Genomic DNA, 15,177 nt, shown 5'->3' on the forward strand with positions numbered 1-15,177 from the left:
TTCGTTCCCTATTTTTCGGTCGCTATGCGCGATCCGGTGAGGTGGGCTCCCACGCGAACCCATCCGGATCGGTAAACGCCCCGGCATCACTATTGACCGCGATCCGGTGCGACCCGGTCCCGTCGGGCGAGACGCCGGCGACCTTGGCGAGCCCACGGCGCTTGTACAGGGCCAGCGTGACGGGACCGGAGTCGAACTGGACGTACTTGCGGCCGTAGCTCTTGTCCACGGTGAGGCCGCGGTCGACGTAGAACCGCTTGCTCGCGGCGACGTCCGTGACGCCGAGCTGCACCACGATGTCGTCGATCTGCGTGGTGGCCGGCCCGTTGTCCTTCTTCGACGACGACGCCAGCGTCACGATCGTGCCGTCCGGGGCCTGGACAACGCCGCCATAACCCCAGAGCGACTTCGCAGCCGGCTTCACCGTCGTGGCCCCGGCGTCGAGAGCGGCGCTGACCAGGGCGTCAACGTTGGCCGGCTGGGACACGACGAGCGAGAGCGTGAACCCCCGGAACCCGGTTGTCGGTGCGTCGGAGGCGCGTACCCGCACGTGTTTGCCCAGTCCGAGCGCCTCGGTGTAGAAGCGGTCAGCGGTGGCGGGGTCGGATACCTCGAGGGTGATGTATTCGATGGTGGTCATGGCTCATTCCTTCGGTTGCTGGTTCTAGTGTCGTCGTTCGGAAGGTCTGACCGGCTCAGCGCTGCAGGAATCCGAGGACGTTGCCGCTGGGATCCTCGACGATGGCGGCCAGTTGCCCTCCGCCGACGTCTTTGACGTCCTGCCGGGTCTGCCAGCCCGCATCGACGGCCTGGCGCAGGGTGGCGGTGACGTCGGCGACGTGGCAGTAGCTGACCGGGCCGGTCATGCCGTGGTTGTGGCCGTTCGGGTCGAGGCCGATCTCCTGGTCACCCACCCGGAAGCCGACGTAGTAGGGCTCGTCGGCATAGGGCTGCACGCCCAGCACGGTTCCGTAAAGCGCCTTGGCGGAGGCCAGGTCCCGGACGGGGATGATGATGGTCTGGATGCTGTGGCTCATGTCTGGCTCCTCGTTGACGTGGTCCTGGCGGCCGCACGGCCTCGTACTGCTAGCAGCATCTCGCCGCTCCCGGCCGGCCCACATCCGTGCTGAGCACGTAGAGCACCACGGATCCCGTCCCCTAGCCCGCGCCGTCCCCGGCGGAGTGACCGCGCGAGAGAATGGGTCGCGTGTCGAAGCAGGCGGCAGCGGCGGAGATCTCGGCTCGCGAGGCTGAGATCCTGACGCTGCTCGGAGAACACCGCAGCAACGCCGAGATCGGTGCGCAGCTGTTCATCTCGGTTCGTACGGTGGAGACCCACGTGTCGTCTCTGCTGCGCAAGCTCGGGGCGCCGGATCGTCGGGCGCTCGCCGCTCTCGCGGGTGAGTTCGACCGCGCCGCGCGGACCAGCCAGGCGCTCGCCGGGCTTCCGTCGCCCCTGACCCCGTTCATCGGCCGGGCCGAGGAGCGGCGCGCCCTGCGCGATGCCGTCAGCGCGCACCGCGAGGTCACCGCCGTCGGCCCCGGTGGTGTCGGCAAGACCCGGCTGGCGCTGGCCGTCGCCGCAGACCTGGCCGGCGCCTTCACCGACGGCGTGTGGTTCGTCGATCTGGTGCCGGTCACCGATCCCACGATGGTCGGCTCCGCCGTTGCGGCGGCGCTCGGCGTGGGCGAGCAGCAGGGCCGCAGTATCGACGACTCCGTGGTGGCCACGCTGGCCGGGCGGCGCGTCCTGCTGGTGCTGGACAACTGTGAACACCTGAGCGACGGGGTGGCGCCGTTCGTCGAGCGTCTGCTGGCACGCTGCGCGGATGTGAGTGTGCTGACCACCAGCAGGGCCCGGCTGATGGTGCCCTTCGAGCAGGTCTATCCGGTTCCGCCGTTGTCTCTTGACGGACCCGGCGAAGACGACGCGCACAGTGCGCCCGGTTCGCCGGATGCGATCGCGCTGTTCGTCGACCGGGCCGCGGCCGTCGGCTGGAGCGTCGAGACCCAGCACCTGGACCAGGTCGCCGACGTGTGCCGGAAGCTGGACGGGGTGGCGCTGGCGATCGAGCTCGCGGCGGCCCGCCTGCCCGCGCTGGGGCTCGACGGCCTGGTCGCGGGTCTGTCCGACCACCTCCGGCTGCTGGTCGGTGGGTACCGGGCCGACGACCGGCATCGCTCGGTCCGGGCCATGCTGGACTGGAGCCAGGCGCTGCTCGACGGCCCCGACCTGACCCTGCTGCGGCGGATCTCGGTGTTCGTGTCGCCGTTCACCGCTGCGGCCGCCGCGGAGGTGGCCGGGTTCGACCCGCTGGAACCTGGGCACGTCGTCGAAGGGCTGGCCCGGCTCGCGGACCAGAGCCTGCTGAGCGTCGTTGCGTCGGCCGGCGGCACCCGGTACCGGGCGTTGGAGACCATCCGCCAGTACGGGACCGAACAGCTCACCGGCGCCGGTGAGCTCGACGCCGCCCAGGCTCAGCATCTGCGCTGGTGTGTCGCGACCGCCCGGGAGCTGGCCAACGTCGCGCCAGGCACCACCGGCACCTGGCGGGCTGGGTTCGATGCGGTGGCCGACGACCTCCGGGCAGCTCTGAGCTGGGCTGTCGAGCGGACTGACCAGCGCGACGACGCCTACCACCTCGCCCTTTCGTTGGCGCAGCTGACCTTCACCCGCAACCTGGTTGGTGAGTCCCAGCAACGCTTCGAGCAGGCAGCCGCACTCACCGACGACGCCTCCGGCGCGGCCACCGCCCTGCGGCAGGCTGCGAACGTCGCCGCGTGCCGGATGCGCGGCGACGACGCCTACCGCCTCTGGCAGGCCGCCGCGGACGTCGCCCACGGCGCCGGAGACACCGCTGGCGCGGCCCGCGACCTGGCCACGGCCACCACCACTTACTTCCGGAAAGCCGGCACCTTCGCCCAGCGGCCCCCGCGCGACGAGGCGATCGCGCTACTCACCCAGGCTGGTGAGCTGGCCGGTGACGACGCCGCAGCCCAGGCCGCGGTGGCCCTCGCCGAATGCACCGCTCAGGGGTACGCGTTCTTCGCCGATCAGACCGCCGATTCCACGTCGGCCGCGTCGACGATGACCCCCCTTGCGCAGCGGGCGGTGGAGCTGGCCCACCGGCTCGGCGACCCGGTAGCCGAAGGCGCCGCTCTGCACGCGCTGACTGGAGCGCAGCGCAGCGCCGGCGACACGTTCGCGGCCGCCGCGACCGCACGTCGTCGGGTGGAGCTGCTCGAGTCCGTGCCCGTCACTCCGGAGTCCGCGGACGAGCTGATCGATGCGCTGACGATCGCGACCGCTACCAGCATCGGAGTCGGCGACCTGCAGTCGGCGCGACGATGGGGCCGGCGGCTGCGCGATCTGCCACTGCTGGCCGAGGTCGGGCACATCGCGACGTCGCGGCTCATCATGGCCGACGCGCTCGCCGGGTATGGCAACGACGTCATCGCCGCCAGCACCCAGTTTCTCGACGGCTGGGCACAGGCGGGCCACCCGCGAGGCCAGACCTTCGGCCCGGTGGCCGCAGCGGTCGCGATGATCCACGGCCTGCGTGGCGACGACGCCGCTCGCGCCGAGTGGCTGGCCGTCGTCGACCAGCTCGGCGTCAGTGAAGCGGACCGATCCGGCTACGCGCCCACCTTCGACGCCATCACCCTGCTACACCGTGGAAAGGCTGCGCTCGCCCTGGAACGGCTGGACATCCGAGCCGACGAGGCGAACCTGTGGCGCATGGGGATACTGCTGCACTGGCACGTCGCCCTGCGCGCCGAAGCCGCCGTGCTGGCCGGCGACCCCGACGCCGGCGAGCACCTCGCTGCCGCCCGCCCGATAGTCACCGGAAATCCCGTCGCCAGCGCGATCCTCGACCGAGCCGCCGCACTGCACGATGACGACCGCGAACGTCTCCTCGCGACCGCAACCGCCTTCGAAACCGCCGGCTGCCCGTACCAACGCGCCCGGACGCTGATCCTGGCCGGACCCGACGACACCGCGTCAGTCGGCAACGACATCCTCACCAACCTCGGCCTCGGTCTCGCTCCTCCCCACCCCCCGTGATCGTGAGCAGATTCCAGCCCTCCGCGCCGGTGACCGTGAGCGCTGTGGAGTCGCTATAGCGACGCAAATCCGCTCACGATCACGGGGGTCGGGGGCCGAAATCTGCTAACGATCACGGTGAAGGTGGCGGGCGTAGGCCAGAGCGTCTTCCGTCACATCCCCGAACACCGGTTGCCGGGTAGTCAGTTGATAGATCCACATCGCGCCCTCGAAGTTGTGTTCGAGGAAGAACGGGAGACCGTCCTTGCCCACGGCGATGTCCCAGGAAACGAGGTCGTAGTACTGGAGATCATGATGCAGCCCGAGCACGAATTCGGTGAATGCCCGGTAGTTCGGAATGTGCTCGAGCTCAGCAAACGAAACCCCGGTGGTGGGATGTCTGGTGAGTACTTCGGCGTGCTCGTTGAAGCCCTGAGGCATAAACGAACCGTCAGGTTGAACGCCGACACAAACGCCGCCGGTCCCAGCGTTGTCGTTCACCCGTCCGTTCGCGCCGAACCTGGCAAACGTCAGGAGGTGGTGGATCTCCCGTCCTAGACGGAGGGTCAGCATGCGCAACGTGTTGACTGAGTGGGGGTGGACCTTGGCCATGATCGGGTGTTGCTCAATGACCTCTTGCACCACGAAGGCATCTCCGTAGAGACGTTCGATCTGTGCCAGCGACCTCACCCTGCCTTTGACGGCGAGTTCGGAGTTGTTCCCGACCTCAAGAAGGTTGACCTTGGCGCCATTTGCCGTCCGGCTCGGTTTGATGATGGCTCGGCGGCTTCTTTCCGCCAGCATTTGGGGGACGTCCGCGGCGTCGATGATGTTGTTGTCGGAATCGACATACCTGCCGTTGATGCGGCGCAGATAGTTGGTCGGCTGCCGTTCGGTGCGCACGAGGTACGGGTAGAGGCTCTTATCGACGAATGCGCGTTTCACAAGTCGGTCACCGTTGAAGACCCGATGTAAAGCTCGGTATTGCTTCGGTGGGACGACGCGCGGGTCCGGTTTTCCCGTCAGGTTTTCGTAGGCAATGTGCAGGGCGGGATCAATGTCGGCCGACCAATGTTCACGCCAGAAATCTCGGGCGGAGGCTACGGAGTCCTCCGAATACGTCTTGAGCAACCCCGAACGGTGCAGCGGGCCGAACGCCTCGCCGCCCTGATCGATGCCGAGACGCTGGTACGTCGTGATCGCGGCCGGATCGTCAATGATCTCGTAGAGCCGGCGTTTGCCGAACCCTTTCCCCAGGCCCTTCGCCCGGCACGTTTCCACATCCACGTGGTCCACGCGGGCCCGTTTCGGTCCTTTGTTGCACGATTGCACCAGAGAGTCCACGTTGCCCGAACGAGAGACGAGCACTTCAACCGTGCCATCCGAGCGGTTCCGGACCCACCCCGACAAGCCGAGGCGCGTAGCCCTCTTGGCGACGTATTCCCGGAAACCGACACCTTGGACCTTGCCGTGAACGATCACGCGCACCGCGTTGTGCTGCACCTGTGGCCTGTCCGTGCCGGAGGGGCGCTGGCCTATCGACGCGCGCCGGGCCGCCCGGAGAGTCTTCGCCTTGAGATTCTTCGCTCTGAGAATATTCGCGATATTCATGCCGCCCGATCTCCAGTCGTATCACGACCGTTTCCCACGAGCCGCTGATGCTACACCCGGACCAAGGCAACGAACACATGTGACGGCGGACACAGCGTGAGACACTGACCGAGTGGTGGACAGGATGGAGGCTATGTGGCTTTCCCGCAACGTGTGGCAGCCGGAAAGCCCGATAGATCAACTTGACGTCGTTATCGCCGGAGACACCGCATTTGGCGAGAACTACCAGGAGAAACGCGCAGCGCAGGGGCAAAGCAACATTCTCACGTCGCACGGCTACGATCACGGCTTCACCCTGGTTGATCCCCTGCTCCGCGAGGCCGATCTGGTCATCGCCAACCTGGAGACGCCGCTGACGAGCCGGCGCTCCTCACCGTTTGAAGGCCAGCGCCCCTGGCTCCACTACTCCGACCCGACGCTGGCGCCGCGCCATTTGGCGGCACACAACATCCTTGCGGTCATGCTCGCCAACGACCACGTGTTCGACTTCGCCGAGGCTGGGCTCACGGACACCCTGAAAGCTCTCGACACACGCGGGATCACCGCTATCGGCGCCGGAGCGAATAGCAACGAAGCTCATGCTCCCCTGCGTGTCCGGGCAACCGTCGGCGACGGGCACGAGTCTCGAGACGTGCGTTTCTCGATCTTCAACGCCTTCAACGGTGGCAGGCGGTTCCGGGATGAGCTGAACGTGTATGCCGACAAGAACAAGCCTGGGCTCGCGGGACTGCAGCTGGGCAAGCTGGAACGCCAGATCGCACGCATCAAGGAGGCGAATCCCAGCGAGTTCGTCATCATCTCGCCGCACTGGCGTGGCGATTACCAGTGGCGTTCGGTCAAGCAGGCCGAGGCTGCCGTCAGACTCATGGACGCCGGAGCCGACCTCATCGTTGGCACCGGCAGCCACATGATGCAGGAGGTCGAGCGGTTCGGTGGCCGCTGGGTGTTCAACGGTATCGGCAACTTCGTCCTCAACAGCCCCGGAGCATATGCGCGAAAAGAAGTGCCTCCGTACAGCTTCGTCATCCGAATCACTGCGACGCCGCACCGGACATTCCTGCGCGCCTACCCGATTCTGTCTGACAACAGAAGGAGTGATTATCAGCCCACGCCAGTGACGGTCGATCAGTTCGAAGAGATACGGCAGACGCTCAAGGCACGCACCAATGCCCCGGACGCCTTTTCCCAAGAACTCATTCCCGAGCACGACAACCACGGCTGGCATTTCAAGCTGGAATTACATCCCGCATCGGACGGCGACACCACCTCGCCAGCGGAACCGGCCGTCGTTGGCGCACCAGAGCGGGCCGGCGTGCCCGCCGAAGCGCCAGTTCTCAGTCAGGTCGACCCCGCACACCTCAACTCGGAGATCCTCGCCTTCGAAGCACGCCGGCGCGGGATGCCCGTTCACTGGCTGGCGAAGAATTTCTTCATCACCCAGGCGGGTGGAGCCGGCCTGGCGTACTGGATCACGAACACACATCGGACCGGGGTAGCGGCGACGATGGCGGCGGCACGTAAGGATGTGGGACGTCTGCTGTTGGCCGATGCCGGCTTGCCCGTAGCGGACGGACGCGGCTTCGAACCAACGCTGGAGGAAGCGGCTCGGGACTACGCCATGTCGCTCGGTGACGCCGTGGTGAAACCAGTGGACGGCCGCAAGGGCCGCGGCATCACCGTGGGAGTCCACACGCCGGAGGAATTCCAGCGAGCTTGGCGACTGGCGAGCGCGGAGGAACCGACCGCGGTACTGGTGGAGCGTCGCTTTCCCGGAACCGATGCTCGCTTTCTCGTCGTCGGCGACCGCTGTGTGTCAGTGATCAAACGGGTTCCACCGTCAGTGGTGGGTAATGGGCGAGACACCGTGCAGCAACTGATCGACAACAAGAACAGGTCCCGAGCCCGGAATCCGCACGCATCCAAATACGTTATCGCCGTCAATCCCCACCGGGTGGACTACATCCGCCAGCAAGGTTTCGACATCGACGACGTGCCGCCCGACGGTGTGGTCGTCGAACTGGACCTGAAGGCCAGTCTGTCCGACGGCGCGGACAGCGTTGACATCACCGACGACGTGCACCCGACCTTCCGCACGGCGGCGATACAGGCCACACTTGCGTTCCCAGGTCTGGACGTGGCCGGCGTAGACATCATGGCGGGTGACTTCGCCAGTTCCGCCGACGACGCCAACTGCGTGATCATCGAGATGAACTCCTGCCCAGCGATCGGCGCACAGCATTTCCCCATGGTTGGACAGCGCCGCGACGTGGCGGCCGCGGTCTTCGATCTTCACCTCAAGGGTGACGATGCGGAGAAAGCCTCCCATCGGCCGGGCCCCGGGGCGGCGACGCTGGGCGCCGAGCGTTGGGCTGGCCCGGACGCTGATGCCAAGCCGCGGGCGATCGACGTCGAGCCCGGCACCTATTTCGACCCGAGCACGCACCTGATTGCGCTTGAGTTGATCCGCCGTGGCATCGGGCTGACCTGGATCAACCCGTCGTTTTTCGTCGCCGACGTTGACGGCGCCCGGATGGGTTACTGGTCAACCGCCTCGCACGCTACCGGCCGCGCTGGGGTCCGTGCGGCCAATCGTCGAGATCTGAGCCGGGCCGCCCTGGCCACCTCAGACCTGCCGGTCGCAGAAGGCGGGGTCTTTCGGCGTCACACGGGGCAGGCAGAGGCCGCGGAACTCGTGAACTCGCTCGGCGCCAGCGTGGTCGCCACCACCGAAGTCCAAGGCGACCATGCGCGTGTCGTGCCCATCAGTTCACCGGCTGAATTCGATGAGGCATGGCGAACCGTTGCCGAGGCCACGGAGCGCGTCGTTGTGATCTATCAGCAATCCGCGGGTGCCACTGCTGAGTTCCTGGTCGTGGGCAGTGAGTGCCTCGCCGCGCACGCCGACGACGGGGCCGACCTCACCGAACGAGTCGATCCTGGCTTCCGCCGGGTGGCCGAGGCGGCCGTCGCGGCGCTCCCCGGACTGGACGTCGCCAAGGTCATCATCGAATCGGAAGACTTCACACTCCCGCCTGCCGAAACCACGTACGTCGTGGGTGACGTGCTGGGCATGCCGGATATCAGCCCCTACCATTTCCCCGTGTCTGGGCCCGCCCGCGACGTCGCTGGCGCGATCGTGGACCTCCACCTTTCGCGGCTCGGTGATGAGGGGTCGATGAAGCCGCCAAACTCCCTAAACGGCCTGTGATCATGAGCCGATTCCAGCCCACGCCGAAGGTGATCGTGAGCGCTGTGGAGTCGCTATAGCGACGCAGATCCACTCACGATCACCGGTGCCTGAGGAACAAATCCGCTCACGATCACGCGGTTGATAACAGATCGATGGCCACTTCGCTGAGGTGATGCGCCTGAACGTCGACGAGCGACGGCGGCGCGGTTCCTCAGCGACTGACTACGTGCGGACCACCGCGTAGTTCAGGTGCGTGACCTGCGACGACGATTCCGCTCCCGTCTGCTGCAGGCCGATCCGTGCGGCGTCGATACCGTCAAAGAGCTGGACCCCTCCGCCGAAAAGTACGGGCGCGAGGGCGATGGAGAACTCGTCGACCAGGCCGGCGTTCAGATACTGCAGGATCGTGTCGCCGCCGCCGGCGATGCGTACATCTCGATCTCCGGCGGCCTTACGGGCCTGCTCAAGTGCGCTTTCGATGCCGTCGTTGACGAAGTGGAAGGTTGTCCCGCCGGGGCGTTCCCACGGCTCGCGGACCTCATGGGTGACGACGTAGACGGGGGTGTGGAACGGCGCTTCCTCCGGCCAGCTGACCTCGCCAAGGTCGAACATCCGCTTGCCCATGACGCTGGCGCCTGTGCGATGGAAGGTCTCTTCCAGGATGGCGTTGTCGCGGCCTTCCTCGCCGCCCTCGCCGAACTTCAGGTTCTCGCGGAAGAAGCGCTGCCCGAATACCCATGCCTGAAGCTTCGACCACTGGCCCATCCACTGCTTGAGACCTGGGGTGGTCTCGCCGCCTCGCAGCGCGTCGATATCGGCCGGGCTGATCTCGGGCGCAACGTACCCGTCGAGCGTCATCGTGACGCTGAAGAACACTTTGCCCGCCATCACTGGCCTTCCTGCGGGTTGTTCTGGCTGGTGACGTACTCCGCCAGCCGGCCGATGGTCTGCTGGCCACCCTCGATCGCGCCGAACTCCTTGATCGCTTGGTCGCGCAGCTCGACGGTCGGGAAGATCGTCCGCATGACGACGACGGTCGTGTCACCGTCGTCGTCGAACGTCAGAACCGACTCGAAGGCATTCGGGTCGTCCGCCGACTCGCCGTGCAATAGGACGATCCGCTCCGGGCGCACGATCTCGCGCCAGGTGATCCACTCGGGATAGTCCGTTCCGTCCGGGCCGTGCATGGTGAATTCCCAGACGCCGCCCTCGCGGAACTCGAACGCACGTGTTGTGGTGGTGAACCCGTTGGGACCCCACCACTGCGACAGGTGGCGCACCTCGGTGAAGGCGGCGAACACCAGGTGGCGTGGCGCCTCGATGGTGCGAGTAATCACGATCTCGCGGTCGGCGGTTGCCTGCTGTGCGGTGCTACTGGTCATCGGGATGCTCCTTCTGCGTCTCAGTCTTGAGTTCCTGCACGTAGGTGTTCAACCGGTCGAAGCTCTCGTTCCAGAACTCCGCGAAGCCGCCGACCCACTCATGAATAGGCCGCAGGCCGCGGGCGTCCAAGCCGTAGAGCCGCTGCTTACCGACCTCGCGGACCCGGACGAGCTGCACCTCCCGCAGCACCCGGAGGTGCTTGGAGGCACTGGGCTGCCCAATGCCGAGTTCCTTGGCGAGCTCCAGCACGGGCCGCTCGCCGTGCTTGAGCAACTCCAAGATGTCGCGGCGCTGCGGTTCGGCGATCGCGTTGAACGTGTCGGAGGTGGTTGCTGCTCGAGGCATGATGCCATCATATTCCTATATGGGAATGCGTCAAGCTAGGGGCGTTCACCGACGCCCAGCGCCTCGCAGTGCGTCAGTGACGCGGTAGGCGTATCCAGGCAGCTGAACGCCCGACGCCGTCGGGTGCCACGATCCCGTCATCACGAAGGCGGTTCAGTACCAGGCGGATGGTCTGATCGCTGACGCCAGGCAAGGCGGCACGGATGTCCGCCAGGCGCATGGCCGTGGGCGCGTGGTGGATCACGTAGTCGCGAACGCGGTCCTGTTTACTGCCACTGGCCCGCTGGGCGGCGACTCGCCCGCTGAAGTTGCGATATGCGGTGGCCAGGACCTCGGTGAAGTATCTGAGCCAAAGCCACGGATCGTGCTCGTCGGTGTGCCAGCCTCGGGCCGCCCCTAGGAGTGTCTGGTAGTACGCGTCGACAGAATTGGCTATCGCTTGCTCCAAGCTGACGTAGCGCACCACACCGTAGCCCGAGTCGCTGAGGAGGGCGTTCGTGACGACCCGCGCAACCCTCCCATTGCCATCCTCAAATGGATGGATGACCAGGAGGTCTAGCACGAAAAGGCCCACAAGCAGCACTGGATGATGCCGGCTGTTCTCCGTTGCCTCCTGGAAGCGGGCGACGAGCTCGTGCAGGTAGAACTCAGTTTCCCGAGCACTGACGGGGTGGAAGCGCGTTGACGTCGTCCCGTCGGCATTGCGGTCGATGACGACGTTGTCCTCAGCCTTTATTTCGCCACCGCCGGTGGCGGTGTGAGAGTAGAGCAGACGATGCAGATGCAGGAGCAACCCGACATTGAGCGGCTTCCAGTCTTCAGAGAAGAGGTAATCCAAGGCATCCCGGTACCCGGCGAGTTCCTCTTCACTGCGGTTGCGAAGCCTCGTGGTCACGTCATCGACAATGCGCGCAGCCCGGACTGTGTCATCGACAACTACGCCCTCGATGGCCGACGAGGCCGTGACACTCTCGACCCGCGCCCGATGAGCGAGCGCGCTGAGCACGCCAGGCAGTTGATCGCGATACAGAGCCTCGGACCCGGAGCCGAAGTCAAGATCGCGCAACCGGACGACGACGTCGGCAGGCACCTGACCGATGAGGCGATCAAGATCGACGAAGCTACGCATGCTCAACCAATCCGCTAAACTAACCAACAACGCTTGAGATTAGCTCGTTTAGCGGCCTTGTTAGTGAGATTCCGCAGACTTGCGAAGGACTGTACCGACGCACAGTGTTCCTCAGTACAGTCATGGAAGATCGCCACGAAACCCGCCACAGCCCGGGTGGTAGGCGAAGCCATGCTTGCCAGTGTTGGCTTGGATCAAGTGCCAAGTGCGGTCGTTCAATCACCTATCGTCTTGTTGCCGAACGGCCATAAATGTGCGCAGGTAGGTCGTCGGCAGGTGGCGTCGGCGTGTTGGCGGCACCGATGAAGTCGAGCTTGAATACGCAGAGTCCTTATTCAAGGTTACGCGTTAACCTTGAATAAGGGAGGCGGGTCTGCTGCACGGATAGGTGACAGTTCCTAGTCACGCTGCCAGGTCGGCTGGCGTGTTCATGATGGTTTCGAACTCGATGGGGGTCAAACGTCGGAGGCGGGGTTGGCGTCGGCGGCGGTGGTAGGTCCTCTCGATCCAGGTCACGATCGCGATGCGCAACTGCTCACGGGTGTCCCATGAGCGGCGGTCGAGAACGTTCTTCTGCAACAGCGAGAAGAAGCTCTCCATGGCCGCGTTGTCCCCTGCGGCACCAACTCGGCCCATCGATCCGGCCATGTGGTGGTGTGCCAGGGCACGCAGGAACTTCCGGGACCGGAACTGCGATCCGCGATCGCTGTGGACCACGCAGCCGGCGACGTCGCCACGCATCGCGACGGCGTTGTTCAGCGCGTTGACGGCCAGGCGTGACTTCATCCGCGAGTCGATGCAGTACCCGATGATCCGATTCGAGAACACGTCCTTGATCGCGCAAAGGTAGAGCTTCCCTTCTGCGGTCTTGTGCTCGGTTATATCGGTCAGCCAAAGCCGGTTCGGGCCGTCGGCGGTGAAATCGCGCACGACCAGGTCGTCATGGACCGGGGGTCCGGCCTTCTTCGCCTTGCCGCGAGCCTTCTTCTTTCCGAACGCGCTGAACCAGCCGTTCTGCGAACAGATCCGCCAGGCGGTGCGCTCGGCCATTGCCTCCCCGGCGTCGTGGGCCTCATCACCCCAGGAGCCGATGCCCGAACTCGAGGTCGTCGCGGTGAGCGTTGAACAGCGCATTCGCCCGATACGCCGCGACCACCTCGGCGTCGGTGACGGGGGCCGCCAGCCACCGGTAGTAGGGCTGGCGAGCGAGCTTGAGCACCCGACACGTCACCGCAACGGGCCCTGGCGTCGGCAGCGAGCTCTCTTCCGAGCGGGTAGAGCCTTTTCCCGGTAGGTTCGCCTGCGACAGATACGCCGCCGCCCGCCGCAGCACCTCGTTCTCCTGCTCCAACAGCCGGTTCCGTTTGCGCAGCTCACGAAGTTCCTCGGACTCACTGCGCGTCTGACCGGGTTTGGCGCCGTCCTCGACGTCGGCATGCCGCAGCCACTTCTGCAACGTCATCGGATGAACACCGAAGTCACGGGCGATCTGCTCGATCGTCACTCCGGGCTCGCGGCTGCGCGCAACACGCACCACGTCGTCACGGAACTCGCTCGGATAGGGCTTAGACCGTATGTAGTGACTGCGCGCTGAGTGGAGTGGTTGCTGGCCGGGACCTCGCGCACGCATTCTCGTGGGGTTACCGGGCGTTGTTCTCGTGCTCGGCCTTTCCGACATGTGTGAGGAGGCCCCGATGTTTTCTGAGCGTACGAGCGTTGGGCTGGATGTGCACGCCCGGTCGGTCGTCGCGGCGGCGATCGATGGGCACACTGGGGAGGTGTTCAAGGCGCGGTTGACGCCGTCACAGGCGCAGGTGCTGGGGTGGATCGGCAAGCTGCCGGGTCCGTGCGCGGTGGTGTATGAGTCCGGGCCGACCGGCTTCGGCCTGGCTCGTGCCCTGACGGCGGCGGGGTGGCGGTGTGAGGTGGCGGCCTCGTCGAAGCTGCAGCGTCCGGCGGGTGATCGGGTGAAAACCGACGCGCGTGACGCTTTGCAGCTGGCTCGGTTGTTGCGTCTGGATGAGATCGTGTCGGTGCGGATACCGAGTCTGGCTGAGGAAGCTGCGCGTGATCTGGTTCGCGCGCGAGAGGCGTCCCGGGCGGATCTGATGCGGGCGCGGCATCGGCTGTCCAAGCTGCTGTTGCGGCACGGGATCGTCTATTCCGGTGGTAAGGCGTGGACCGAGCTGCACGAGCGGTGGCTGCGTCGGCAGCGCTTCGACGCGATCCCCACGCAGGCCGCGTTCGACGACGCATACGAGACGGTGGTGCTGGCCACCGCACGGCGAGCCCGACTGGACGAGAAGATCACTGCGCTCGCCGGCGACAGCGAGTTCACCCCGGTGGCGCGACGTCTGGGGTGCCTGCGCGGGATCTCCACATTGACCGGCTTCGCGCTCGCGGCTGAGATCGGCGACTGGCAACGATTCACCGGTGCGAGCATCGGCGCTTATCTCGGGCTGGTGCCCAGTGAACACTCGTCCGGGCAAAGCCGCACCCGAGGCGCGATCACCAAGACCGGCAACACACACGTGCGGCGGTTGCTGGTCGAGGCTGCCTGGCATCACCGCACCCCCTACCGGCCCAGCGCGGTGCTGCAACGCCGCTGGGACCAGGTGCCGGCCATGGCCCGGGCCCGTGGGCATGCCGGTAATCAGCGGTTGCATGCCCGCTGGGTCAACTTGAACCTACGCAAGAAACGCCCGGTGATCGCGAACGTCGCGATCGCGCGTGAACTGGCCGGCTGGTGCTGGTCTCTGGCGGTGCTGCCTGACGCCTGACCCCCACAAGCTGGCCGTGGGGTCCAGAGGTTGAGGAACCACAGCGCGAGGAGCAACGCGCCCCGAGGCTATGAAGCAGCCATTTCCCCGTCTTTGCGTGAAAGGGGGAATTCCGGTCACGCTCGTTCTTAGACCCGCGCAATGCTCCAGCCGAACACACGGTCCTGCGGTAACCAACCCGCGCATATCAGCCTCGACCACGCGTCGTGCAACGACACGCTGACCTAGACTCTCGACCCCACGGTCCTTCCACCCTTTCCCCGGGGCCGCCACAGCATGACGTCGTCCCGCGGGCGGTGTCAAGGCCAAGCCCCCTTCGGGGGTGGCCTTCGGCCAGCCCTGACACCGCCCGCGCAGCGCCGTACATGCAGCAGCTAACCGGGGAATGGGACATTTGGTCCTGAGCGAACGTCAGGACCAATTCGGCACGCCCACTTGACAAACGGATCCCCCATATCAGCCTCGATCCACCGATCGGCTGGCCGGGGTTGAGGTGGTCGTTTCCGTTGGGGTGTGAGGTTGCCAGGACGTGAGGATCCGCCGGACCTCGCTGTCCGGGTGTTCCACTTGGTGTCCTTGGTTGCGCAGCGGTGGCTGCTGGATGGTCAGGCGGCGAGGACGGGCGGTGGGTCGTTGACTCGGTCGAACAGCGCTGTCCAGGCGGTCTGCCATGGCCAGGCTTTCGGGAGGTGGA

General features: G+C 65.9%; 10 protein-coding genes and 1 pseudogene. 3 read left to right on the top strand and 8 right to left on the bottom strand.

Features of this window, described 5'->3' with window-relative positions:
• Nucleotides 1-22 precede the first annotated feature (22 nt).
• Nucleotides 23-640 (bottom strand): VOC family protein, encoded by a 618-nt coding sequence (locus tag F7O44_RS24570; RefSeq protein ID WP_162452943.1) that lies wholly within the window; start codon nt 638-640, stop codon nt 23-25.
• 55 nt (nt 641-695) lie between these two features.
• Complete coding sequence (locus F7O44_RS24575; RefSeq protein ID WP_162452944.1) at nt 696-1,037, bottom strand: VOC family protein; 342 nt, start codon at nt 1,035-1,037, stop codon at nt 696-698.
• A 170-nt stretch (nt 1,038-1,207) separates the two neighbouring features.
• Between F7O44_RS24575 and F7O44_RS31345 the strand changes: the two genes are divergently transcribed.
• Nucleotides 1,208-4,066 carry an ATP-binding protein gene (locus F7O44_RS31345; protein WP_222851660.1) on the top strand — a complete coding sequence of 953 codons (2,859 nt, stop codon included), beginning with the start codon at nt 1,208-1,210 and terminating at the stop codon, nt 4,064-4,066.
• A 105-nt stretch (nt 4,067-4,171) separates the two neighbouring features.
• Here the strand turns inward: F7O44_RS31345 and F7O44_RS24585 are convergent, their stop codons facing one another.
• Nucleotides 4,172-5,656 carry a sugar-transfer associated ATP-grasp domain-containing protein gene (locus F7O44_RS24585; protein ID WP_162452946.1) on the bottom strand — a complete coding sequence of 495 codons (1,485 nt, stop codon included), beginning with the start codon at nt 5,654-5,656 and terminating at the stop codon, nt 4,172-4,174.
• A 124-nt stretch (nt 5,657-5,780) separates the two neighbouring features.
• Here F7O44_RS24585 and F7O44_RS24590 point away from each other — a divergent pair, with 124 nt between their 5' ends.
• A complete protein-coding gene (locus F7O44_RS24590; protein ID WP_162452947.1) occupies nt 5,781-8,864 on the top strand; it encodes a CapA family protein in 3,084 nt (1,027 codons plus the stop codon).
• 204 nt (nt 8,865-9,068) lie between these two features.
• Here F7O44_RS24590 and F7O44_RS24595 read toward each other — a convergent pair whose 3' ends face one another.
• The 5 genes and pseudogenes from F7O44_RS24595 to F7O44_RS24615 all read right to left on the bottom strand — a co-directional run bounded on the left by F7O44_RS24595 (nt 9,069) and on the right by F7O44_RS24615 (nt 13,279).
• Nucleotides 9,069-9,734 carry a dihydrofolate reductase family protein gene (locus F7O44_RS24595; protein ID WP_162452948.1) on the bottom strand — a complete coding sequence of 222 codons (666 nt, stop codon included), beginning with the start codon at nt 9,732-9,734 and terminating at the stop codon, nt 9,069-9,071.
• Nucleotides 9,734-10,228 (bottom strand): SRPBCC family protein, encoded by a 495-nt coding sequence (locus F7O44_RS24600; protein WP_162452949.1) that lies wholly within the window; start codon nt 10,226-10,228, stop codon nt 9,734-9,736. Before F7O44_RS24600 ends, F7O44_RS24595 begins: the two co-directional genes overlap by 1 nt.
• On the bottom strand, nt 10,218-10,574 hold the full coding sequence (locus F7O44_RS24605; protein ID WP_162452950.1) for an ArsR/SmtB family transcription factor: 357 nt from the start codon (nt 10,572-10,574) through the stop codon (nt 10,218-10,220). The genes F7O44_RS24600 and F7O44_RS24605 overlap by 11 nt, the downstream gene beginning before the upstream one ends.
• A gap of 73 nt (nt 10,575-10,647) precedes the next feature.
• Nucleotides 10,648-11,703: a Fic family protein gene (locus tag F7O44_RS24610; protein ID WP_162452951.1), complete on the bottom strand. Its 1,056-nt coding sequence runs from the start codon at nt 11,701-11,703 to the stop codon at nt 10,648-10,650.
• A gap of 402 nt (nt 11,704-12,105) precedes the next feature.
• Nucleotides 12,106-13,279, bottom strand: a pseudogene (locus F7O44_RS24615) (IS3 family transposase).
• A gap of 118 nt (nt 13,280-13,397) precedes the next feature.
• Here F7O44_RS24615 and F7O44_RS24620 point away from each other — a divergent pair.
• Nucleotides 13,398-14,483, top strand: coding sequence for an IS110 family RNA-guided transposase (locus tag F7O44_RS24620; protein ID WP_162452952.1), 1,086 nt, complete (start codon nt 13,398-13,400; stop codon nt 14,481-14,483).
• Nucleotides 14,484-15,177: the final 694 nt, after the last annotated feature.

Source organism: Phytoactinopolyspora mesophila, from assembly GCF_010122465.1.
Taxonomy (GTDB): Bacteria; Actinomycetota; Actinomycetes; order Jiangellales; family Jiangellaceae; genus Phytoactinopolyspora; species Phytoactinopolyspora mesophila.

Excerpts from the sequence above, each read along its gene's own strand:
- F7O44_RS24590 (WP_162452947.1), top strand. The coding sequence starts at position 5,781 with ATGGAGGCTATGTGGCTTTCCCGCAACGTGTGGCAGCCGGAAAGCCCG.
- F7O44_RS24575 (WP_162452944.1), bottom strand. The coding sequence starts at position 1,037 with ATGAGCCACAGCATCCAGACCATCATCATCCCCGTCCGGGACCTGGCC.
- F7O44_RS24620 (WP_162452952.1), top strand. The coding sequence starts at position 13,398 with ATGTTTTCTGAGCGTACGAGCGTTGGGCTGGATGTGCACGCCCGGTCG.
- F7O44_RS24595 (WP_162452948.1), bottom strand. The coding sequence starts at position 9,734 with ATGGCGGGCAAAGTGTTCTTCAGCGTCACGATGACGCTCGACGGGTAC.
- F7O44_RS24610 (WP_162452951.1), bottom strand. The coding sequence starts at position 11,703 with ATGCGTAGCTTCGTCGATCTTGATCGCCTCATCGGTCAGGTGCCTGCC.
- F7O44_RS24570 (WP_162452943.1), bottom strand. The coding sequence starts at position 640 with ATGACCACCATCGAATACATCACCCTCGAGGTATCCGACCCCGCCACC.
- F7O44_RS24600 (WP_162452949.1), bottom strand. The coding sequence starts at position 10,228 with ATGACCAGTAGCACCGCACAGCAGGCAACCGCCGACCGCGAGATCGTG.
- F7O44_RS24605 (WP_162452950.1), bottom strand. The coding sequence starts at position 10,574 with ATGCCTCGAGCAGCAACCACCTCCGACACGTTCAACGCGATCGCCGAA.
- F7O44_RS24585 (WP_162452946.1), bottom strand. The coding sequence starts at position 5,656 with ATGAATATCGCGAATATTCTCAGAGCGAAGAATCTCAAGGCGAAGACT.